The organism is Usitatibacter rugosus, assembly GCF_013003965.1.
GTDB lineage: Bacteria > Pseudomonadota > Gammaproteobacteria > Burkholderiales > Usitatibacteraceae > Usitatibacter > Usitatibacter rugosus.
This window is the reverse complement of sequence record NZ_CP053069.1, coordinates 2,460,637-2,481,756: the sequence shown is the minus strand read 5'-3', so window position 1 is coordinate 2,481,756 and position 21,120 is coordinate 2,460,637. Positions and strand designations below refer to the sequence as shown.

Below are 21,120 nucleotides of genomic sequence, written 5' to 3'. Positions count from 1 at the left end.
GTCATGCTTCCTCCCAGGATGCGGCCATGGCTCGATCGTACCCGCGGCTCGCTTCAATGAAGCGACGGCTGTAGGGCTGCGAGACTTCGCCGGCGCGCAGGCGCTCCGTGGCGACCACCTCGACGAGCTTGCCCTCGTGGATGAATCCGACGCGCGAACAAAGATGCGCCACCACGGCGAGGTCGTGGCTCACGAGCAGGTACGTGAGGCCGCGGTCGCGCCGGAGGTCGGCGAGCAGGTTCAGGACTTCCGACTGGATGGAGACGTCGAGCGCCGAGGTGGGCTCGTCCAGCAGCAGGATCTTCGGCTCGAGGATCATCGCGCGCGCGATCGCCACGCGCTGGCGCTGGCCGCCCGAGAGCTGGTGCGGATAGCGGAAGCGGTATTGCGAGCCGAGGCCGACCTGCTCCAGCGCACGCAGGATCCGTCCCGCGGCATCGCCCAGTCCGTGCACGGCGATGGGCTCGCGCAGGATCGCGTCGATGGTGTGGCGCGGATGGAGCGATCCGTACGGATCCTGGAACACCATCTGGACTTTGCGGCGCTGCGCGAGCGAGCGGTGCGCTCCGAGCCGTTCGCCTTCGGCCCAGACTTCGCCGTCCCAGGCGTCGTTGAGCCCGGAGACCGCGCGCAGCAGCGTGGACTTGCCGCATCCCGATTCGCCGACCAGTCCGTACGATTCGCCCGGCTCGATGGCCAGGCTCACGTCGTCCACGGCGAGCAGGCGCCGGTCGTCCTGCCCGAAGGCGACTCGCAGGTGGCGGATGTCGAGCATGGCCATCGCCTAGGCCTCCAGCCAGGCGGGGTCGCGCTGCAGCACGGCCAGGCGCTCGCGAGGGGCTTCCAGCCGCGGCATCGATTCGAGCAGCCCGCGTGTGTAGGGATGCTTCGCATGCTCAAGCTCGTTGGCCTTGCACGACTCCACGATCCGCCCGGCATACATCACCAGCACGCGGTCGCAGAAGGTGGCGACGAGGTTCAAGTCATGGCTGATGAAGAGCAGGCCGAGGCCGCGCTGCGTGACGAGGTCGTCCAGGATCGCCAGCACCTGCGTCCGTACGGTGACATCGAGCGCGGAGGTGATCTCGTCGGCGATCAGCAGCGCCGGCTCCGGGATCAGCATCATCGCGATCATGATGCGCTGGCCCATGCCGCCGGAGACCTCGTGCGGATAGAGGTCGTAGACGCGCTTCGGGTCGCGGATGCGCACCTGCGCCAGCATCTCGAGCGCTCGCTCGCGCGCCTGGGCCTTCGTCGCCTTGTGATGGACGAGGAACGACTCGGCGACCTGCGTGCCCACGCGCATCACGGGATTCAGCGAGAACTTCGGGTCCTGCAGGATCATCGACGCGTGGCGCCCGCGGATCTGCCGCATGCGCTTCGCATCGGCCGCGAGCAGGTTCTCGCCCTGCAGCTCCAGCTTGCCCGCGGTCACGGTGGCCGCGCGCGGCGTGATGCGCAGGATCGCGCGCCCGGTCATCGACTTGCCCGAGCCCGACTCGCCCACGAGGCCCACGCGTTCGCGGCCGACTTCGAAGCCGATGCCGCGCACCGCTTGGACGACACCCCGGGGCGTGTCGAAGCTGACGCGAAGGTCCTCGACGCGCAGGATCGGATCCATCACTCGTTCCTCGGGTCGAGCACGTCGCGCAGCCCATCGCCCAGCAGGTTGAAGGCGAGGCTCACCAGCAGGATCGCGAGGCCGGGGAAGGTCGCCATCCACCAGTTGTCGATGAGGAAGCGCCGTCCCGCCGCCAGCATCGCGCCCCATTCCGGCGACGGCGGCTGCGCACCGAGGCCCAGGAAGCCCAGCCCGGCCGCGGTGAGGATCACGCCGGCCATGCTGAGCGTGGTGCGCACGATCACCGACGGGATGCACATCGGGATCACGTGGCGCAGCACGATGCGCGTGGCCGATGCTCCTTGGAGGCGGCTCGCGGCGATGTAGTCGGAGGAACGCACGATCAGCGTCTCCGCCCGCGCGAGGCGCGCGAACCCCGGCCAATGGGTAAGCGAGATCGCGATCACGGCGTTGAAGAGCCCCGGTCCCAGCGCGGCCGCGAAGGCGAGCGCCAGCACGAGGCCCGGGAACGCCAGGAAGATGTCCGTGAGCCGCATCAGCACCGCGTCGACCTTGCCGCCCGCGTAACCGGCGATGGTGCCGATGAGCAGCCCGATCGGCGCCACGATCACCGCGACCAGCACCACGATGTAGAGCGTGATGCGCGAGCCGTACACGACGCGGCTGAAGAGGTCGCGTCCTACCTGATCGGTGCCGAACCAGTGCTGTGCGCTGGGCGGCAGCAGGCGGCGGGTCAGCGACTGGTCGAACGGATCGTAGGGCGCGATCCACGGCGCGAAGATCGCCACGAGCACCAGCGCCACGATCACCGCGAAGCCGCCCACCGCAAGCGGGTTGCGCAGCAACCGGCGCGCGCCCAGCCACACGCTTTGCGCCGTCGCCTGCGCGGTGGACTCGGGAACCTCGGCGGTGAGCCAGGCGATCATCGCGTGCGCGGGTCGAGAGTGCGGTAGAGCACGTCCGACAGGAGGTTCAACGCGAGGAAGATCACGCCCACCAGCAGCGTGCACGTGAGCACCACGTTCATGTCGCCGGCGAGCAGGCCCGAGGTGAGGTACTGGCCGAAGCCGGGCCAGCCGAACACCGTCTCGGTGAGCACGGCGCCATCGAGCAGCCCGCCATACGCGAGCACGATGATCGTGAGGAGCTGCACGCCGATGTTGCGGAAGGCGTGGAAGGTGACTCCCCATTCCGACAGGCCCTTGATGCGCGCGGTGACGACGTATTCCTGGCTCAGCTGCTCCAGCATGAAGCTTCGCGTCATGCGGCTGAGATATGCCATGGAAGTCGTGGCGAGGATCAGCGCCGGCATCACGATGTGTCGCAGCGCGTCCACGAACACCTCCGTGTTGCGGTCGAGCAGGGCGTCCACGAGGATCATCCCCGTCACGTCTGGAACGGCGTCGACGAACCCGAGCGACAGCCGCCCCGAGCCACCGATCCAACCGAGCTTCGCGTAGAAGATCACGAGCGCAATGAGTCCCAGCCAGAAATGCGGCACCGAGTAGCCGACGAGCCCGAAGAAGCGCACGACGTGGTCGGCCCAGCGTCCTTTCCACACCGCCGCCGCCACACCGAGCGGAACGCCCAGCAGCACGCCGCCCAGGAGCGCCAGCGTGGCCAGCTCGAGCGTGGCCGGGAAGACGCGCTTGATGTCCTCGATGACGGGGTGGCCCGTGGTGATCGCCGTGCCGAAATTGCCGGTGGCGATGTCGCGCAGGTAGTAGCCGAACTGCACCGCGATCGGCTTGTCGAGGCCGAGGCGCTCATAGACCGCGCGGTAGGTCTGCTGGTCGGCCTGGTCGCCCACCAGCGCGGTGACCGGATCGACCGGCATCACGCGCCCGATGAAGAACGTGAGGGCAGCGAGGCCCAGCAGCGTGAAGGCGACGGTGGCGGCGAGGCGCGCGAAGCCGCGGGCCCCGCGCAGCGCCTCAGCGCTTCTCGACGCTGGAATAGTCGTCCCCGACGAGCGTGTGGTGATACGCGCTCACGTTCTTGCCCACCGCGTTCACCGAGAGGCGCTGGAAGAGATAGATGATCGGCGAGGCGGCGTTGTGCCGGCGCTGCAGCTCTTCGTACATGGCCTTGCGCTTTGCCTGGTCGCGCTCGAGCTGGGCGGCGCGGATCGTGTCGTTGATCCACGGCCCCGGATCCCAGCCGGCTCTCCAGGCGATGGAGATGGTGTCGTTCGACTTGTCGGTGTTGTCCGCGTTGTAGGCGTGGCGAAGCATGATGTTGTTGGCGTCCGGATAGTTGAACCCGTAGCCGGCCATGTACAGCTCGAACTTGCGCGCCCTCGCCTTCTGGTAGAGCTGCGCCCCGATCATCTGCGTGATCTTCAGCTTCACGCCCACCTTGTCGGCGTTCTGCTGCAGGTGCTGTGCGAGGTCGGGGTAGGGGAAGTTGTTCAGCACCGAGAGCTCGGCGGAGAAGCCGTTCGGGTAGCCCGCTTCGGCGAGGAGCTTCTTCGCGCGGTCGAGGTCGAGCTTGTACGGCATGTAGCTCTTGGGCAGCGCGCCGAAGACGCCGGTGGGCACCGGGCTTTGCCGCGCCTCGGAGTCGTTCTTGAGCAGCGTCTCCTCGAGGCCCTTGTAGTCGAACAGGTAGCGGAACGCCTGGAACAGCTTCGGGTTCTGGAAGCGCGGGTCCGACATGTTGAACATCATGTAGCGGATGCCGAGGCTCGGGCTGTAGTCGATCTTCACGTTCGGGTTGCCTTCGAGCGCCTTGAAGTCCGCGGGATCGATGTCGTTCGCGGTATCGACGTCACCTTGCTCGAGCAGCAGGCGCTGCGCCCCGGCCTCGGGCACGTGGCGGAGCACGACGCGCTTCATCGCGACCTTCCGGCGCCAGTAGCCGTCGTTCCTCTCCATGATCAGCATGTCCTGCGGCCGCCACGTCGTGACGCGGAAAGCCCCGAGGCACGCCGTGTGCGTCGTGAGCCATTTGTTGCCGAGGTCGCCGTTCACCTCGTTCTTGAGGATTTCCTTGCGGTCGAGGATCGGCGCCACGCGGAAGTCGGTGAAGGCGAACAGGAAGAGGTTCGGCGACCAGGCGCGCGTCGGCTTCACGCGGAGCGTCTGCGAGTCGACCACCTGGACGACCGCGTCCACGTTGTCCTTCGTGATGTCCCATTCGCGCAGGCGCTGCGCGTTGGCGAGGTTCAACGTGAGGTTGCGCTTGATCGACCACACGATGTCCTCCGCCGTGACCGGGTTGCCGGAGGCGAACTTGAGGCCCTTGCGGACCTTCAGCGTGTAGGTCGTCGAATCGGGCGAGACGGTCCAGCTCTCGGCGACGCCGGGAACCAGCTTTGCTGCATCGTTGGGATCCTGCGCGATCAGCGCGTCACACGCATTGCGCACGAAGCCGGAGGCGAAGCTTTCGTTGATCGCCGCGGGGTCGAGCGTGATCATCTGGCTCATGTTGGCCGCGATCACGAAGGTGTCGGCGGGCGTCTTGGCGAGCGCGGGTGCGGCGAGGAGGAGCGATGCAGCGAGGGACAGCGGGAGGAGGGGGCGCATGGTCGCGAAATGATACATCCTCGCCCGAGCGGGCGAGGATGCTTCGCGAGTTAAAACCGTCAGCGAATCTGCGTCAGATCTTGCCCATCAGCAGCAGGATGACGAGGATGAGCACGACGAGGCCCAGGCCGCCGCTCGGGCCATAGCCCCAGCTGCGGCTGTGCGGCCAGGCGGGAATCGCGCCGACCAGAATCAGGATCAGGATGATCAGCAGGATCATTGAAATGGACATTTGTGCTCTCCCTGGAGGGTTATGTGTGCGGGTGATCATCCCGCGCACGGACCCCGAAAGATGCCGGACAGGGACTACACGCCGGGGGTCTTGGGCACCAGCCGCCAGAGAGAGGTCACCTCGAGCTTCCGGGCCGCGTGCAACGGATCGTTCGCATCGGAGGCTTTGGGATGCTTCGGCCGGATGTCCATGCGGTCGATCGCCTTCAGGCCGGCGGCCTCGAAGAGCGCGAGAAGGTCCTCGCGCTTGCGAAGGCCGAGGTGCTCCGCGAGATCCGAGAGGATGAGCCAGCCTTCGCCACCGTCCTCGAGATGCGAGGGCAGTCCCCCCAGGAAGCCCTTCAGCATGCGGCTCTCGGGATCGTAGATGCCGTGCTCCAGCGGAGAGCTGGGCCGCGCGGGAACCCAGGGCGGGTTGCAGACGACCACGGCGGCTCGGCCTTCGGGGAAGAGATCGGCCTGGACCACATCGACATTCGCGCCGAACCCGAGCCGTTGCACGTTCTCGCGCGCGCACGCGAGCGCCCGGGGGTCCAGGTCGGTCGCGACCACGCGCTGCATTCCGCGCTTTGCAAGCACGGCAGCGATCACGCCGGTGCCCGTTCCGATATCGAAAGCGACCGAGTGCGTCGCGGCAACGGGCGGGAAGGACATCTTCGCGACGAGATCGACATATTCGCTGCGCACCGGGGCGAACACACCGTAGTGCGGATGGATCTTCATCCCGTGCAGCTCGATGCCGCGCCGACGCCATTCGTGGGCGCCGATGACGCCCAGCAGCTCGCGCAGGGATACGACCGAGGCCTCCTGAGTTGCCGACCCGTAGGCTTCGAGACAGGCTTCGCGGATATCGGGTGCGCGGCGCAGCGGAATCGCGAAATCGGCCTCGAGCGGGATGAGGAGCATGCCGAGCGTTCGCGCGCGCTGGGCCCGCGCCTGGCGCGCGAGGTTGAACGCATCCGCGGGTGCCTTCGGCTTGCCGGGCTTGGCCGCTTTGCGAGGCGGCTTGTCGGCGCGGTGTGCGAGCGCGGTCAGCATCTGCCGGGCATTCTGGAAATCGCCGCGCCACAGCAGCGCGATGCCCTGGCACGCGAGCCCGTACGCTTCGTCCGCCGTGATGCGATCGTCGACGATGGCGAGCTGCTCCGGGGGTGGGGCGCCGCGCTCGGAGCGCCAGGCCGCGGAGCGCTCCTGGCCGTCTTCGCTCCAGTCGACGACGAGGGCGTCGCCCACTAGAGCTCGGTGTACTTCTTGTTGTTGCCGCGGGCCTTGTCGGCGGGATACTTCTGCGCGTTCGCGATCATCTTGCGGCGCGCGGCGGCAACGGGATCGATGCCGAGCTTGTCGGCGATGCGAACCAGGTACAGGAGGACATCCGCGATCTCGTCGGCCGCCTTGGCCTTGGCATCGGCGGAAAGGTTCTTGCTCTGCTCTTCCGTGAGCCACTGGAAGATCTCGAGCAGCTCCGCGGATTCCACGGAGAGCGCCATCGCGAGATTCTTGGGCGAATGGAATTGATCCCAGTCGCGATCGGCCGCGAACTGGCGCAGCGCGTCGCGCAGCCCTTCCAGCCCCGCGCTCAAAACTTCTCCTCGCGGCGCAGGTAGCGCCACTGCCCGGGAGGGAGCTTGCCAAGGGGAACGCCGCCCGTGCGCACGCGCTTCAGGCCCGTGACCACGAGGCCCACCATTTCGCACATGCGGCGGATCTGGCGCTTGCGGCCTTCGCGCAGCGCGAAGCGCAGCTGGTCCTCGTTGGCCCACGACACCTGCGCGGGCTTGAGCTTCACGCCGTCCAGCTCCATGCCGTGGCGCAGCTGCTTGAGTTGATCCTCGGTGAGCGTGCCCTGCACGCGGACGAGATATTCCTTCTCGACCTCGGAGTCGGCGCCGATCAACCGCTTCGCCACGCGGCCGTCCTGCGTGAAGACGAGCAGCCCCGTGGAATCGATGTCGAGGCGGCCGGCCGGGGCGAGGCCGCGCAGGTGGCCGTGGACGAACTTCGTGGGCGACGGGTCGTCTTCCCAGCGATTCTCCGGCTTGATCAGCACCATTGCCGGCTCATGGCCGTCCTCGGGTTGTCCCGAGACGTAGCCCACGGGCTTGTTGAGGAGGATCGTCACCTGCTCGCTCTGGTGGCGCGAGGCGGCCGGGTCGATCTCGATCTTGGCGTCGCGCGCGACGCGCACGCCGAGCGTGGTGACGACCTTGCCGTCCACCAGCACCCAGCCGTTCTCGATCCACTCGTCGGCTTCGCGGCGCGAGCAGAGGCCCAGCTCGCTCATGCGTTTCGAGAGGCGCGGACCGTCGGGATTCTCGACGACGGGCGCTCGCGGCTTCGGCGGCGGGGCGGCCTCAGGCCTGCGGGGCGTGAATGCGGGCTTCGGACGTGCCGCGGCGGGTTTTGGCCGTGCCTTCGTGGCCTTGGGGCGTGATTCGGAAGGCTTGGGCGGAGCCTTGGGTGCCTCCGCGGGCGGAGGCCGCTTGGTGAGCTTGATCGTGGGCCGGGTCATTCCCGGCATCGTACCTCAGGCGATGGACGCTTCCGCGCTCACTCCGTTTCGCATTTGCGGTCCCACTCGCGCAGGAGCTTGGTCGCCGCGCTGCGGGTATAGAAGAAGCCGCCGCGCACGAAGCCGGAGATGAGCGTGGCCTTGCCGGCGATCACGCGGCCGTCTGCAGCACGCATGCGAACCGCTTCGTCCGGAAGGCCGTCCAGCAGGTGGAAGGGGGCAGGCTGGCCGTCGGCGAAGCGCGAGAGGTGGATGGCGAAGGTCGCGTAGTCGAGGAAGGCGGGGGAGAAGCCGAGTCCGCCATTTTCCTGGCTGCGGCCACCCGTGCCGGCGTGTTCGCGGTTCTCTTCCTTCAGGCGTTCCTTGTTCAGCAGCCTTTTCATCGCGGTCTCCTTCGCCGGTTGGGTCGTCACTCGATGAACCCAGTGTCTACCCGGTCGCGAAGGCGCGATGTGAGGGAATTCGCAAATCGCTCCCGGTCATATTACGAACGTGGCGGACGAGCGGTCGGTGGACACGGAAGGACGGGTGTTTTCCCCGTTTCGATTTCCGTTGAAATAATCGGGCGGAGGGGTGCTATTTCGGCCGGCCGTTGAAATAGGCGAACGCCGCGGCCACGATCCCCAGGCCGAAGACGATCGCGCCGTAGTAGCCGATGTAGTAGCTCGCGTTCGCGCCGAACATGCGCTGCATGATGGCGCCGAGGAGCACGGCGGCGATGCCCAGGAACCAGATGGGAATCTTCGCGCCCGACATCTTCCGGGCGAAGAACACCCAGGGGGCGAGCATCACCACCAGGAAGAGCGCCGTGACCGTCGTCTCGAGCATCGGGACTTACTCCGAGCGGAGCACCTTCCCGGTGGCGAACTCGACCGTCTTGGGCTCCCAGGTCACGATGAGCCGGCGCTCGTCCAGGGCGACGAAGTCCTTGGCCCTTTCGCCCGAGCTCCCGCGCAGGTTCGAGCAGCGCACCTCGACGGACTGGCTGCCGCCGACGGGCTCGCGATGGTCGATCCAGCATTGCGCGAGGCCCAGCAGGGACTTCGGATCGGATTCGCTGCGCACCTGGACCGAGCCGGTCACGCGCGTGATGGTCTCGCTGCCGTGGTTCTGCAGGCGGTAGGTGACGACCAGGACCTCGTTGTTGTTCAGGGCGCGGCCCGGCTGGGGCTGGCGTCCCGAGGCCTCGTCCGCCGTCATGATCTCGCGCCGGAGCAGCGTGGCGGAGATGGCACGGCGAAGGGGCTCGTACGCTTCCTCGCGCGCTTCGGCCAGCGACTCCATGCGCTCGGTATCGGCGGCGTGCTTCACCTTCCATTCCTTCTGCAGCTTGATGGCCTCGGCGAACGTGCGCGCGGTGAGCGGGTTGTCCGGATCGGCGAACTTCGCGGGTAGCACGTCGCCCTTGCTGCGCTGCAGGTAGGCCAGGACAAGCTCACGCTCGTCGGGCGGCAGCTTGTCCAGCTGCTTCTGGATCTTGGGGATGTCCGCGAGGTCGAGCGGCAGGCGCGTGGTGCGCGGATCGCGCGAGCAAGCCGAAAGAGCCAATACCGCGGCCAGGACGACGACGGGGGCCTTACTCCACATAGGCGGGCGCTTTGGGAATGGCGGCATGCTGTTCCTTGTCGTGGTTCACCCAAACCTGCGCGCCGGTCGCCTTGGCGTAGGCCTTCATCTCCTCGAGGCTGCGCTTCGTCTGCGCGACGTCGTAGTTGAAGCCCGGGACGATGTTGTTGTCCCAGCTATAGAGAAGGTGGACGAGATCGCCGGTGAGCAGCACCGGGCCGCGCTTCGGTAGCCGCACCAGCAGCGACTGGTGACCCGGCGTGTGGCCCGGAGTCGACTTGATCACCACCGAGCCGTCGCCGAAGACGTCCTGGTCGCCGGTGAGGCGGACGAACTTCGAACCCTTCAGCTTCTCGAAGTTGGCGAGCGGCAGGCCCGACTTCGCGGCATCGGGGCCGAAGAGCGCGTCGTACTCGGTCTGCTGCATGTAGATCGTCGAAGCGGGGAAGAGATTCGCGTTGCCCGAGTGGTCGCCGTGCGAATGCGACATGGCGAAGTAGCCGATGTCGGCGGGCGCGACGCCGATCTGCTTCAGCGACTCGGACAGCGGCGTCTGCATGAACGCCGTGATCGTGCCCTGCGCGTTCGGCATGCCGTGGGGCAGGGCCGCGATGCGGTCGGCGATGCCCGTGTCCCACAGCATCCAGCCCTTGGCGTGCTTGATGAGGTAGCAGTAGTCGCCGAAGACGTGCGCCTTGCCCACGTTCTCGCCCGGCGTCCAGCGCGAGAGGTCCTTGGTGTGGTTCTCGCCGCACGAGATGACGTACATGCGTTCGACGGCGGCTTGTTTGGGCTCCGTACTCGCACATGCGGCAAGGAGCAAGAGCACTGCGGAGGTAATCAACGCTTTCATGGGAGTCTCCTGTCGGCGGTGCCGATTTTGCCAGATACTGGGTCCAACAAGATCCACGGAGGAGGGAAGATGACGCGTTTTCTCGTGACGTGCCTGGCTGCGTGCACCGTGGCCTTCGGCGCGCTCGGCCAGCCCCAACCCTATCCCGCCAAGCCCGTGAAGGTCGTCGTGCCGTTCGCACCCGGCGGCGGTAGTGACATCGCGGCGCGCGCGCTGACCGCGAAGCTGCAGGAATCTTTGGGCCAGCCCTTCATCATCGAGAACCGCGGAGGCGCCGGCGGCATGGTCGGGATGGAGATCGCCGCCAAGTCGCCCAACGACGGCTACACGATCCTCATCATGTCGGACAGCTTCCCGGTGATCGCGGCGACCCACAAGCCGGCGTGGGATCCGGTGAACTCGCTCGTGGCCGTCTCGCAGGTGAGCGTGGCACCCTTCGGCCTCATCGTGCATCCGAGCGTGCCGGCCAACACGGTCGCGGAGTTCATCGCGCTCGCGAAGTCGAAGCCGGGCGCCTTCTCGTACGGCTCGTCCGGCAACGGCGGCCTCACGCACCTCATCACCGAGATGTTCACGCAGATGGCGGACATCAAGCTCGTGCACGTGCCGTACAAGAGCACCGGGGCGGCGCTGCCCGACTTCCTCTCGGGGACGATCCAGGTGTACGTGGGCAACGTCTCGCCGCTGCTGCCCAACATCCAGTCCGGGAAGCTCAAGTTGATCGCGGTCACCAGCGCCGAGCGCTGGCCGCTGCTGCCCAACGTGCCGACGATCGGCGAGACGCTGCCCGGCTTCGCGGCCGATCCGTGGTTCGGCGTCTTCACGCCGCGCGGCACGCCGCAGCCCATCATCGACAAACTGAACGCCGCGATCAACAAGCTGAAGGACGACGAGGACGTGAAGAAGAACTACATCGGCCAGGGCATGCTGCCGCGCGCGGGGACGCCGGCGCAGTTCGACGCGATCGTGCGCAAGGACTACGCGCGCTGGTCGAAGGTCGTGGCCGACATCGGCTTCAAGCCGGCGGACTGATGGCGGTTCGCGTCGACGCCGGGCGCCTGCTCGCGTTCGTCACGGAGGTCTATCGCCGCGGCGGCATGCCGGATGCGGATGCCGCTCTCATCGCGGACACGCTCGTCCAAGCAGATCTCTGGGGCCACCAGTCGCACGGCGTGCTGCGCACCGGGTGGTACCTGGCGCGCCTGAAGACGGGCGTGATGAAGGCGGTCACCGAGACGCGCTTCGCGGTCGATGCGCGCGCCGTCGCCGTCATCGATGCGCAGGACGGCGTGGGGCAGGTCGCGACGAAGCTCGCCGCCGAGGAAGCGATTCGCCGGGCGAAGGTCCACGGGGTTGCCTCGGTGGCGGTGCGCAACTCCAACCACTTCGGCACCTGCATGTACTACACGCGCAGGGCCGCGGAGCAGGGCTGCATCATGATGCTGATGACCAACGGCGGCCCGGCGATCGCACCGACCGGCGGCCGCAAGAAGATCATCGGCACCAACCCGTGGTCGATCTCCGCGCCGGCGGGCAAGCATCCGCCGTTCATGATGGACATGGCGAATACCGGCGTGGCTCGCGGCAAGATCTATCTCGCCCGCCAGCGCCGTGAGCCGATTCCCCTCGGATGGGCGCTCACGGCCGACGGCGAGCCCACGACCGACCCGCAGGCCGCGATCGACGGGATCATCCTTCCCATGGCGGGGCACAAGGGGTATGCGATCGCCTCGGTGGTGGACATGCTCTCGGGCGTGCTCTCCGGGAGCGCGTTTCTCTCCGCCGTGAACGGGCCGTACAAGACGGAGCTGAAGAGCGGGGCGGGACATTTTTTCACCGCCTACGACATCTCCGCCTTCATGCCGCTCGCGGAGTTCAACGCGCGCATGGAAGCTTTCATCGCGGAGATCAAGGCCGTGCCGCTTGCCAAGGGTGCGGACGAGATCTTCTACCCGGGTGAGATGGAAGCGCGCAGCGACACTCGCTTGCGCGCGCAGGGGCTGGACCTTCCCGAAGACACGATCGCGGATCTCTCGCGGATCGCGGCCGAGCTGGGCATGGAGGCGCTTGTGCCGGGACGCGGCTAGAACACGAGATAGCGAACCGAGATCTGCAGCCGCGTGTTCGAGGCCGTGGCGCCATCCACGCGCGTCGCTTGTCCCCAGAGCACTTCCGCGCCGACGATCAACGTCGGCGTCACGCGATGCGCGAGATTCGCGGACGCATACACGACGCGCTTCAACTCCTCCGGCCGCCGCGCCAATCCCTCATCCGCGATGCGCAGCGTGCTGGCGCCCGCGATCGTGGTCCAGTCCGGCGCCCAATGGTGCTGGTAGTAGAGCGTGGCGCCGCTGGAGCGCAGCAGGTCGAGCTGCGATCCGGAGCCGAGGCCCACACCGGTGGCGCTCAGCGGATCGTTGAAGTAGCGGCCGATGCCTTCGCCGCTCGCGATCTGACCCGAGATCGCGTTGTCGCCGACGTTGAGCGATCCCGAGAGCGAGACGCCCTTGCCGTTCACGTGTTTCTCGCGCGTGCCTGCGGGGGTGTCGAGCGCGACATCGATCCGGCGCGACAGGCCCGCGAGCTGCACGTGGCCGAAGTCGCCTTCGAAGCGGACGCGCGCCGCGATATCGGGACGTCGCTCATCCGTGCGGAAGGAGAGAAGGGTGCCGCTCGCATCCAGATCGGCTTGCGAATCCTCCACCGACGCCGCGACGGTCCAGCCCGCCGCGATCGGCAGTGACACGCGAACCAGCGCCTGGCGCGCGAAGGTGACGCCGCTCGGTCCGTTGTAGTCGAGCGTCGTGGGGAGCACGTCCTCGTCCACGAAGGTCGAATACGTCTTGCCGATCGTGACCGCCTCGCCGAAGCGCACGAAGAGCTGGTTCAGCGTCGGGTGCGTGCGGCCGTCCAGCGGGAAGAGGTTGGCCTCGAGGCGCGTCCAGAAATCGCCGAAAGGGGCCGGCGTCTTCGAGATCCAGTTCAGCTGCGAGGCGCGAATGCCCGCGCGGTAGTTCTTGTCCGCGGGGCCGAAGGGCGTGGTCGAGACGATGAACGCGTCCTGCTCGTCGCCGTCCTGGCGGTGGCGCGTGGCGAGCCCGTCCAGCTGGAGATAGCCGCCGATGAAGTACTGCGTGTCGGTGCCCGGCAGTGTGCGGATGGAGGCCTTCAAGCGAGCCTGGAGCTGCGCTTCGGCCGCCGAGCCTTTCGTCGCCGCGAAGTCCGCGTCTTCCTCCGCGGCCAGGGCACCGCAGGCCGCCAGCGAGGCGACCGCGGCGGCGAGCGTCCTCACCCGCCCAGCGCCATGATCGCGGCCATCAGCAGGATCCCCGTGACGGCCATCCAGAGTCCCCCGCGCCAGGGCCGGGCGCCGGCATAGCGGCCGAGGACTTCTCCCGCCAGGAAGAGCATCGCGACCGCGACGCCGTTCGACACGCGGATCGCGATCGACGCCTGGTCGAAGAGCATGAAGGGGATGACGACCGGAAACGTCGCCAGCACCACGAGCAGGAAGACGCCGACGGCTCCGCGGAAATCGGTGCCGGCAAGAACGGGGCGGACATCCGGTGCGGCCGGTGCGATCAGGCGCCGGTGGATGGCGTCCACACCTTCGGAGCCGGCCGCCTCGACGATGCTGCGCGGCAGGGCCTCCTCGACGAGTGCGCGGCCTTTCGCCGCATCCGGCTCCGCGCGCACCTTCGTGAGCATCGTGCGGTTGCGGGTGCGGTTGGTCGCGATCCGCACGAGGTACATGACCGCGTCCGCGAGACCCCAGGCGAGGTTGCATCCGATGGCGGTAAACATCATCGTGCGTACTTCTTCACGGCCAGCCGTGGCGGCGCTCAGCGCTCCGATGAAGGTCATCGCCATCAGCAGCCCGAAGATCACCTCGGAGGCGCGCTCGATCGGGTCCAGCACCCGGGCCGGTTTCTCGGTCTCAGACTGCGCCATGCCTCACCCCACGGGAATGAAATAGAACATCAAGGCGATGATGAGATACACCGCGATCAGCTGCACGCCCTTGAACCAGTTGGCGCGGCCGTCGCCGGCCACCATCGAGCCGATCAGCACCGCCATCAGCAGCGCTCCGATCTCGGCGCGGTTGAACGAGAGCTCGAGCGGGCGCGGTCCCACGAAGTAGCTCGCCAGCACCAGCACGGGTGCCACGAAGAGCGCGATCTGGATGCAGCTGCCCATCACGATGCCGACGGTGAGGTCCATCTTGTTGCGCCGGGCCATCGCGATCGCCGAGCTCGATTCCGCGGCGCCCCCCACGATCGCGAGGAAGACGATGCCGATGAACACCTCGGACATGCCGAGCGCCTTGCCCGTGCCTTCCGCGGCGCCCACGAGGATCTCGCTCATCCACGCGGCGAGCAGCGAGGCGAGGACGAGGCCGCCCACCGAGCGTTTGATGCTCCAGCGCTCACCGTGGTGCTCTTCCTCCGCGCCCGGCGCGGCCTTGAACTCCTCCGGATGCGTCTTCAGCATGAACACGAGGTACAGCACGTAGGCCACGAGCAGGACCACCGCGAGCCCGATATTGAGCATGGCCTCCGCGCGCACCATCTCCGTGGGCGCGAAGAAGCGGCTGAAGGCGCTGGGCACCAGGAGGCTGATCGCGGCCACCAGCATCATCGAGCCGTAGAGGCGTGCGGCTCCCGCCTGGTAGGTCTGGGTGTGGTAGCGAAGGCCGCCCAGCAGGAACGCGATGCCGAGCGCCAGCAGCAGGTTGGCGAGGATCGCCCCGGCGATGGAGGCCCGGACCATGTCGAGCATCCCGGCCTTCAGCGCGACCATCGCGATGATGAGCTCGGGCGCGTTGCCGAACGTCGCATTGAGAAGGCCGCCGACCGCATCGCCCGTGTACGTCGAGAGATGCTCGGTGGACCGTACGATGAGGCTTGCGATCGGCACGATCGCGACCGCGGCCGAGAAGAACACCCATGGCGGGCTCGCGTGCAGGTGCTCGAGCGCCAGCGTGATCGGAATGAAAGCCAGCAGCCAGTTGAGCGAGGGTTTCACGCCGTCGCTCGCAGGGTCACTTGGGAGTGCCGGACTCGTTGGCCGCCTTGGGATCGGGCGGCGGAGGCACGGTGGGCTTCTCGTCGAAGCTGCCCCCCAGTGCGACGTGCAGGTTCACGCGCTGCACCAGCCGCTCGCTGCGAATGCGCACCAGGTTCACCTGCGCGCTGAAGAGCGAAATGTTCTGCTGGAGCACGGAGCGCAGGTCGCCGGAGCCGACGCGGTAGCGGATGCCGGAGAGCTCGAGGCTGCGCGTGTTCTCGGCGACGGCCTGGCGCAGGAAGGCCTCGCGCGCGTCGAGCGCGAAGCCCGACGAGAGGGCGTTCTCCACTTCCCCGAAGGCACGCGTGCTGATGCGGCCGTATTCCGCGATCGCCTGCTTCTGCTCGGCGGTGCGGATGTCGACTTGTGCCTGCAGCTGGCCGCCAAGGAAGAGCGGCGCCATGATCGATCCGCCGAAGCTCGACACGGGGTTGCTCCGCTCCTGGAGGACGAAAAGCTCGCTGCTGACCGAGGTGAGCGATGCCGTGAGCGAGATGCGCGGCAGGCGTGCGGCCTTCGATTCCTGCGTGCGATAGAAGGCCGCGGCGACGCGGCGCTCCGCGGCCACGACATCGGGCCGGCGCTCGAGGAGCTCCGAGGGCATGCCGACCGGAACCGGGGGCGGCGGCGCGGGAAGGTCGGTGGGAACGGCGAGGATCGCGGCGGGATAGCGGCCGACGAGGATCTCGAGCGAACGAACCGCTTGCTGGTAGGCCTGGTCGAGGCTCTGCGAGGCATCGCGGAAGCTGTAGAGGCTCGCGTTGGCGACGGTGAGGTCGTATTCGTCACCCACGCCGACCCTCATGCGGTCCTGCGAAAGACCCACGACGCCTTCGGCGGCTTTCACCGATTCGTCGGCGATGCCGCGCTGCAGCCGCGCCTCGGTCGCGAGGAACCAGCCCTTCGCGACCTGCGCCACGATCGACTGGCGGGCGAATTCGGCATCCAGCGTCGCGGAATCGAATTGATAGTCGGCCGCCTTGGCTCCGGAGCGCATCCGGCCCCAGAGGTCGATCTCCCAGTTCGCGAAGAGGCCGATGCCCTGCAACCCCGAAGGATCGCCGCCCATCTTGCCGCCGCCGCGCGCCATGGCGTTCACCTGCGGCCAGAGCGTGCCGGCGGCAACCCGCTGGTACGCCGCGGCCTGCTCGACGCGTGCCGCCGCGACGCGAAGGTCGAAGTTGTACGCGATCGCCTCGGCGGCGAGGGCTTCCAGCTGCTTGTCGTTGAAGGTCGCGAGCCAGCGGTCGGTGGCCGTGCCCGCGAGGCCGCCCGGAGCCGTCCACTGCGCGGCGATCGGACGGTTGGGCGCGGAGTCCTTCTGCAGGTCCTCGCCCTGGGGCGGCGGGGCGAGGGCGCAGCCGGCCAGCGCGAAGGCGATGGCGGCCGGCAGTGCGGATCGGATCACGCGCATCTCAGTGCAGCTTCAAAATCAGGTAATTCGTGTACGAGCCGACGCGCACGATGATCTTGCGGATGATGTGCACCGCATGCAGGTGGTCCGTGTAGATCGCCGCGTGGCCCGCGGCGCCGGCCGCGAGGAATGTCGCACGGTCCTTCTCGGCGATGTTGAACTTCACCGCGAACCGTCCCGGGGGCTGCTGGATGTACGCGGACATCGGGATCTGCCCCGAAGCCTGCAACTGTCCCGCGCCCTGGGCCCAGATGATCGAATCGACGGTGCCCTTCACGACCTTGCCGGGCAGCGTATTCACGGTGAACTCGACCTCGTTGCCGGGCTCCACCTGGTGCAGCTCGTTCTGGTTGTAGAGCGCGACCACCTGGCCCTCGGCCTCGACCAGCGTCATTACCGCGTTCAACGGCAGTCCCGCGACGAAGGCGCCCACGCGAAGCTGCAGGTTCACCACGTAGCAGTCACAGGGCGACACGGTGGTCGTCTGTTCGAGCAGCCACTTCGCGTTCTCGAGCTGTGCGCGGATCTGTGCGACTTGCGCGTATTCGCCGTTCACCCGGCCGCCCAGCTTCTGGACCACTTGCTGCTCGCCCGCGACCGCCTGCGTTTCGGAGGCGCGCGCCTGGACCTCGGCGCTGCGTGCAGCGGCGAGCTGGCCTTCCTGCTCGGCCAAGTCGGCTTCGGCCTTCTCGAGATCGAAGCGCGATCCGGCGCCGGTTTTCGCGAGCTCGCGGTACTGCTCGGCGCGCTTCCGCGTAAGGGCCAGCCGCGCGTTCACTTCGCGCGTACGGCTTTCGGCCTGCGTGATGGCGCCGCGCGATTCCGCGATCTTGCCGCGCGTGCCCTTGAGGTTCTCCTCGACCTCGCGCTGCCCCGCGCTCGCGGCGGCGAGCTGCGCGGTGAGCGTGTTCACGTCGAGCTGGTAGGGCGTGGGATCGACCTTGAAGAGCACTTCGCCCTTCTTCACCAGGCGGTTGCCTTCGGTCACCGGAACCTCGATCACGCGGCCCCTCACCTGCGAGACGATGGGGATCGTGTACTTGTAGACGCGCACGTCGGCGGAGGAGGGCGCGAAGATGTTCAGCAGCAGGATCAGCGAGGCGAGGCCGACGATCGGGATGATGACGACGGTGACCTTCCAGGGCGTGTTCCACGGCAGCAGCTTGAACTTGATGAAGATCAGCCAGACGAAGAACGAATAGATGCCGAGGAGAATGATTTCCATCAGCCGTTCCCCCTTTCGTTCGCCGCGGGCGGCGGGACCGGCGCGGCGGCGATCGCGGCCGCTTCGGCCTGGACGGCGTTGCGCTTCAAGGCGTCCAGCTCGTCCTTCAAGGTCTTCAGCTTCGGCGGAAGGGCTCCGCGCGATTCCATGGCCTCGAGATCTTCGCGCAAATGGCGAAGGTCGTCGCGCAGCAGCGTGCCGGCGCGGTGCTTCTCGGCCATCTCGTCGTAGTAGTTGTCATGCTTGTCGGTGCCGTACGCCACGCGGTACCCGACGGGCTTGGTGTACGCCCAGAGCCAGGCCAGCGGCCAGAGCAGGCCGCCGAAGACGAGCGACAGCAGGCACAGGGTCGTGATCGCCTCGGTCTGCGGGTGGTGGCGCTTGTGGGCGATCTTCTCGGGCATCACGTGCACGAGCCAGAACACGATGATGAGGACGACCGGGACCAGGAACAGGACCACGATGGCCATCACGTCGGCCATGGTGTCCAGCGCTTCGCCGGAAAGGAATGAGGCCCGGGCGGGGGTGGCCGCGAGCACGAAGAGGCACAGTAACAATCGCATTGCATTTCTCCCGAACTGCATGGGTCGGTAGCCGACTCTAGATCGCTTTGGATGGCGCTGCACTTGGACCAAGGTGCCATATTAACGCCCTCCATACTGTGGCGACCCTTGCGCGGCGAGAAAAGGGTCCGCAGACTGCGGTCCATGCGCTTCCATACCCTGTTCGCCGCCGCACTCCTTGTCGGATCGACGGTCGCCATGTCGGCCGACGACGACTATCCCGTTCGCCCCGTGAAGATCGTCGTGCCCTTCGCTCCCGGAGGTTCCACCGACGTCGTGGCCCGCATCCTCGCCGACAAGCTGGGCACGGAGCTGAAGCAGACCTTCGTCGTGGACAACCGCGCGGGCGCCAGCGGCAACATCGGCGCCGATGCCGTGGCCAAGGCGGCCCCGGACGGTTACACGTTGCTGATGGGCACCACCGGCGTGCTCTCGATCAACGCGCACCTCTTCAAGGAGCTGTCGTACTCGCCGGCCCGCGATTTCGCGCCGGTGAGCTACACGTCGCTCATCACCAATGTGCTCGTGGTGAATCCGGCCGTGCCCGTGAAGACGGTGCAGGAGCTGATCGCCGCGGCGAAGGCCAAGCCCGGTAGCCTCACGTTCGCGTCCTCGGGCTCGGGCAGCTCCACGCACCTCACGGGCGAGCTCTTCAAGGCGATGGCCGGCGTGGATGTCCTGCATGTCCCGTACAAAGGCAGCTCGCAGGCGCTGGTGGACGTGATCTCCGGCCAGGTGACGATGCTCTTCGACAATGCGCCGTCGTCGATCCCGTTCATCCAGCAGGGAAAGCTGCGCGCGCTCGGTGTCACCAGCAAGACGCGCATGCCCAACCTGCCGGACGTGCCGACGATCGCGGAATCGGGCGTGGAAGGCTACGAGTCGCTGTCGTGGAGCGGCATCGTCGCGCCTGCCGCGACGCCCAAGCCGATCATCGCGAAGCTGAATGCGGCGATCGACAAGATCCTCAAGTCCGACGAAGTGCGCCAGAAGTTCGCGGCGCTCGGTGTCGATCCCGTGGGCGGTCCTCCCGAGGCCTTCGCCGCGCACATTCGCGCGGAGAGCGACAAGTGGGGCAAGCTGATCCGCTCGGCCAACATCACCGTCAACTGACCGCGCGCTAGCCCGCGCTGCCTCGCAGGCGGCGCTCGTGCACCACCAGCCCCACGCCGGAGGCGACGATGATCGCCATGCCGAGCGCGGAAACCTTGTCCGGCAGGTGCCCGAAGACCAGGTAGCCGTAGAGCGTCGCCCACAGCATCTGGATGTACATGAAGGGCGCCAGCAGCGAGGCGGGCGCGCGCACGAACGCGCCGATCAACATGCCGTGGCCCAGCCCCGCGAGCGTTCCGAGCAGCACGAGAAAAAACACGTCCGTGTACGAGAACGACACGGGAAACGGCGTGAACGGCACCATCGCCGAGAGCGCCACGGTGCCGACGAGCCCCGAATAGAAGAGCGTGGTGTGCGGCGTGTCGTTGGGGAGCTTGCGCGTGAGGAGCTGGTACATCGCGTTCGAGATCGCGGCCAGCACGAGCAATGCAGCCGCGGGCTGGAACACGGCGGAGCCGGGCCGTGCGAGCAGCAGGATGCCGATGAACCCGGCGATGGCCGAGATCCAGCGCGACATCGTCGGCACTTCGCCCAGCACGGCCTTCGACAGCACGATCGCGAACATGGGCGCCAGGAAGGTGATGGCCGTGGCCTCCGCGAGCGGAAGGAAGCGCAAGGAGCCGAAGAAGCACATCGTCGCGATCACGAGGCACAGGGAGCGTGCGAGCTGCATGCGCAGGTGCTTCGTGCGCCAGAAGCCGTGCCCTCGCTGGTGCCATGCGATCGGCGTCACCACGAGCATCTGGCCGGCATAGCGCGCCCAGACCACCACGAAGAGCGTGTGCTCGACGACGAGGTACTTGGCGGTGGCGTCGAGGGTCGCGAAGCACACGCCCGCGAACAGTAGCGGCGGCAGGGCGTGGCGCAGGGGATGGTCGGTGTCCACCCCGCCACGATACAGGCTCGGGCCTCGCGGCCCGGGAGCGGCTAGCCCTCGGTGCAGCGGGGCGCGGGATGCGTGGCGGCCCACGACTTCGCGCGCTGCTGGCCCTCTTCGATCACCGTGGGATCGAGCTTGGATTCGGCCGATGCGACGGAGGGACGGATCTTCTCCGCATAGCCCGGGCACGCCGATGCGATGGTCCACCATTTCACGGCTTCGGGGAGATCGCGGCCGACGCCCTGCCCCTTGTAGTAGGCCACGCTGCTCTCGAACTGCGCCTGGGGCGCTCCGAGCTCCGCGCCTCGCACGTACCAGGTCGCGGCGCGAGCGAGGTCCACGGGGACGCTCATTCCGTACTCGTACATCTTGCCGAGCGTGATCGCGGCCTCCGTATCGCCGGCCTTCGCGGCGTTCTCGAGATGCATCACGGCCTTGGGGATGTCCTGCTTCACGCCCTCGCCCTGGTAGTACTTCATGCCGAGGAGGCGCTGCGCCTCGGCGGCCTTGGGATTGGCGGCGTCGAGGTTCGGTGACAGGGCGAGCAAGGCGACCACGAGCGATGTCTTGATCATGACGAGGACCTC

General features: G+C 67.5%; 24 protein-coding genes. 3 read left to right on the top strand and 21 right to left on the bottom strand.

Features of this window, described 5'->3' with window-relative positions; all coding sequences use genetic code 11:
* Position 1: 1 nt before the first annotated feature.
* The 13 genes from DSM104443_RS11705 to DSM104443_RS11645 all read right to left on the bottom strand — a co-directional run bounded on the left by DSM104443_RS11705 (position 2) and on the right by DSM104443_RS11645 (position 10,271).
* Complete coding sequence (locus DSM104443_RS11705; RefSeq protein ID WP_171092422.1) at positions 2–781, bottom strand: ABC transporter ATP-binding protein; 780 nt, start codon at positions 779–781, stop codon at positions 2–4.
* A 3-nt stretch (positions 782–784) separates the two neighbouring features.
* Positions 785–1,621, bottom strand: coding sequence for an ABC transporter ATP-binding protein (locus DSM104443_RS11700; RefSeq protein WP_171092420.1), 837 nt, complete (start codon positions 1,619–1,621; stop codon positions 785–787).
* Positions 1,621–2,508, bottom strand: a complete 888-nt coding sequence (nikC, locus tag DSM104443_RS11695) for a nickel transporter permease (RefSeq protein WP_171092417.1) — start codon at positions 2,506–2,508, stop codon at positions 1,621–1,623. The genes DSM104443_RS11700 and nikC overlap by 1 nt, the downstream gene beginning before the upstream one ends.
* The gene (locus DSM104443_RS11690) at positions 2,505–3,419 is read right to left on the bottom strand and encodes an ABC transporter permease (RefSeq protein ID WP_171092415.1); all 915 of its coding nucleotides are present in this window, start codon (positions 3,417–3,419) and stop codon (positions 2,505–2,507) included. Before DSM104443_RS11690 ends, nikC begins: the two co-directional genes overlap by 4 nt.
* A gap of 97 nt (positions 3,420–3,516) precedes the next feature.
* Positions 3,517–5,109, bottom strand: coding sequence for an ABC transporter substrate-binding protein (locus tag DSM104443_RS11685; protein WP_171092413.1), 1,593 nt, complete (start codon positions 5,107–5,109; stop codon positions 3,517–3,519).
* Between the two features lie 73 nt (positions 5,110–5,182).
* Entirely contained in the window at positions 5,183–5,341 is a 159-nt protein-coding gene (locus DSM104443_RS11680) for a DUF3309 family protein (protein WP_171092410.1), read from the bottom strand.
* 74 nt (positions 5,342–5,415) lie between these two features.
* Positions 5,416–6,573 (bottom strand): methyltransferase, encoded by a 1,158-nt coding sequence (locus tag DSM104443_RS11675; RefSeq protein WP_171092408.1) that lies wholly within the window; start codon positions 6,571–6,573, stop codon positions 5,416–5,418.
* Positions 6,573–6,923, bottom strand: coding sequence for a nucleotide pyrophosphohydrolase (locus DSM104443_RS11670; RefSeq protein WP_246232176.1), 351 nt, complete (start codon positions 6,921–6,923; stop codon positions 6,573–6,575). The genes DSM104443_RS11675 and DSM104443_RS11670 overlap by 1 nt, the downstream gene beginning before the upstream one ends.
* The gene (locus DSM104443_RS11665; RefSeq protein ID WP_425509589.1) at positions 6,920–7,852 is read right to left on the bottom strand and encodes a pseudouridine synthase; all 933 of its coding nucleotides are present in this window, start codon (positions 7,850–7,852) and stop codon (positions 6,920–6,922) included. Before DSM104443_RS11665 ends, DSM104443_RS11670 begins: the two co-directional genes overlap by 4 nt.
* A gap of 38 nt (positions 7,853–7,890) precedes the next feature.
* Positions 7,891–8,235, bottom strand: a complete 345-nt coding sequence (locus DSM104443_RS11660; RefSeq protein WP_171092405.1) for a hypothetical protein — start codon at positions 8,233–8,235, stop codon at positions 7,891–7,893.
* 193 nt (positions 8,236–8,428) lie between these two features.
* Positions 8,429–8,680 carry a hypothetical protein gene (locus tag DSM104443_RS11655; RefSeq protein ID WP_171092403.1) on the bottom strand — a complete coding sequence of 84 codons (252 nt, stop codon included), beginning with the start codon at positions 8,678–8,680 and terminating at the stop codon, positions 8,429–8,431.
* Between the two features lie 6 nt (positions 8,681–8,686).
* Entirely contained in the window at positions 8,687–9,439 is a 753-nt protein-coding gene (locus tag DSM104443_RS11650; RefSeq protein WP_171092401.1) for a hypothetical protein, read from the bottom strand.
* Positions 9,429–10,271, bottom strand: coding sequence for an N-acyl homoserine lactonase family protein (locus DSM104443_RS11645; RefSeq protein WP_171092398.1), 843 nt, complete (start codon positions 10,269–10,271; stop codon positions 9,429–9,431). Before DSM104443_RS11645 ends, DSM104443_RS11650 begins: the two co-directional genes overlap by 11 nt.
* A gap of 69 nt (positions 10,272–10,340) precedes the next feature.
* On the opposite strand from DSM104443_RS11645, the gene DSM104443_RS11640 reads away from it, so the two are divergent.
* Together DSM104443_RS11640 and DSM104443_RS11635 are read left to right on the top strand one after the other, a co-directional pair.
* The gene (locus tag DSM104443_RS11640) at positions 10,341–11,303 is read left to right on the top strand and encodes a Bug family tripartite tricarboxylate transporter substrate binding protein (protein ID WP_171092396.1); all 963 of its coding nucleotides are present in this window, start codon (positions 10,341–10,343) and stop codon (positions 11,301–11,303) included.
* Positions 11,303–12,358: an Ldh family oxidoreductase gene (locus DSM104443_RS11635; protein ID WP_171092394.1), complete on the top strand. Its 1,056-nt coding sequence runs from the start codon at positions 11,303–11,305 to the stop codon at positions 12,356–12,358. The genes DSM104443_RS11640 and DSM104443_RS11635 overlap by 1 nt, the downstream gene beginning before the upstream one ends.
* On the opposite strand, the gene DSM104443_RS11630 is transcribed toward DSM104443_RS11635, so the two are convergent.
* The 6 genes from DSM104443_RS11630 to DSM104443_RS11605 are packed head-to-tail and all read right to left on the bottom strand — an operon-like array spanning position 12,355 to position 18,540.
* Positions 12,355–13,563, bottom strand: coding sequence for a hypothetical protein (locus DSM104443_RS11630; protein ID WP_171092392.1), 1,209 nt, complete (start codon positions 13,561–13,563; stop codon positions 12,355–12,357). The two genes, DSM104443_RS11635 and DSM104443_RS11630, sit on opposite strands and share 4 nt — an antisense overlap.
* Positions 13,560–14,222: a VIT1/CCC1 transporter family protein gene (locus tag DSM104443_RS11625; protein WP_171092390.1), complete on the bottom strand. Its 663-nt coding sequence runs from the start codon at positions 14,220–14,222 to the stop codon at positions 13,560–13,562. Before DSM104443_RS11625 ends, DSM104443_RS11630 begins: the two co-directional genes overlap by 4 nt.
* A gap of 3 nt (positions 14,223–14,225) precedes the next feature.
* Positions 14,226–15,296 (bottom strand): calcium/proton exchanger, encoded by a 1,071-nt coding sequence (gene cax, locus DSM104443_RS11620; protein WP_171092387.1) that lies wholly within the window; start codon positions 15,294–15,296, stop codon positions 14,226–14,228.
* A gap of 16 nt (positions 15,297–15,312) precedes the next feature.
* Positions 15,313–16,746 (bottom strand): TolC family protein, encoded by a 1,434-nt coding sequence (locus tag DSM104443_RS11615; RefSeq protein WP_171092386.1) that lies wholly within the window; start codon positions 16,744–16,746, stop codon positions 15,313–15,315.
* A 7-nt stretch (positions 16,747–16,753) separates the two neighbouring features.
* Complete coding sequence (locus DSM104443_RS11610) at positions 16,754–17,977, bottom strand: HlyD family secretion protein (RefSeq protein WP_171092384.1); 1,224 nt, start codon at positions 17,975–17,977, stop codon at positions 16,754–16,756.
* Positions 17,977–18,540, bottom strand: coding sequence for a DUF3302 domain-containing protein (locus tag DSM104443_RS11605; RefSeq protein ID WP_171092382.1), 564 nt, complete (start codon positions 18,538–18,540; stop codon positions 17,977–17,979). Before DSM104443_RS11605 ends, DSM104443_RS11610 begins: the two co-directional genes overlap by 1 nt.
* 144 nt (positions 18,541–18,684) lie before the next feature.
* Between DSM104443_RS11605 and DSM104443_RS11600 the strand changes: the two genes are divergently transcribed.
* Positions 18,685–19,653 (top strand): Bug family tripartite tricarboxylate transporter substrate binding protein, encoded by a 969-nt coding sequence (locus DSM104443_RS11600; protein WP_171092380.1) that lies wholly within the window; start codon positions 18,685–18,687, stop codon positions 19,651–19,653.
* Between the two features lie 7 nt (positions 19,654–19,660).
* Here the strand turns inward: DSM104443_RS11600 and DSM104443_RS11595 are convergent, their stop codons facing one another.
* Positions 19,661–20,539, bottom strand: coding sequence for a DMT family transporter (locus DSM104443_RS11595; RefSeq protein WP_171092378.1), 879 nt, complete (start codon positions 20,537–20,539; stop codon positions 19,661–19,663).
* Between the two features lie 41 nt (positions 20,540–20,580).
* Positions 20,581–21,108 carry a tetratricopeptide repeat protein gene (locus tag DSM104443_RS11590; protein ID WP_171092375.1) on the bottom strand — a complete coding sequence of 176 codons (528 nt, stop codon included), beginning with the start codon at positions 21,106–21,108 and terminating at the stop codon, positions 20,581–20,583.
* Between the last annotated feature and the right edge of the window lie 12 nt (positions 21,109–21,120).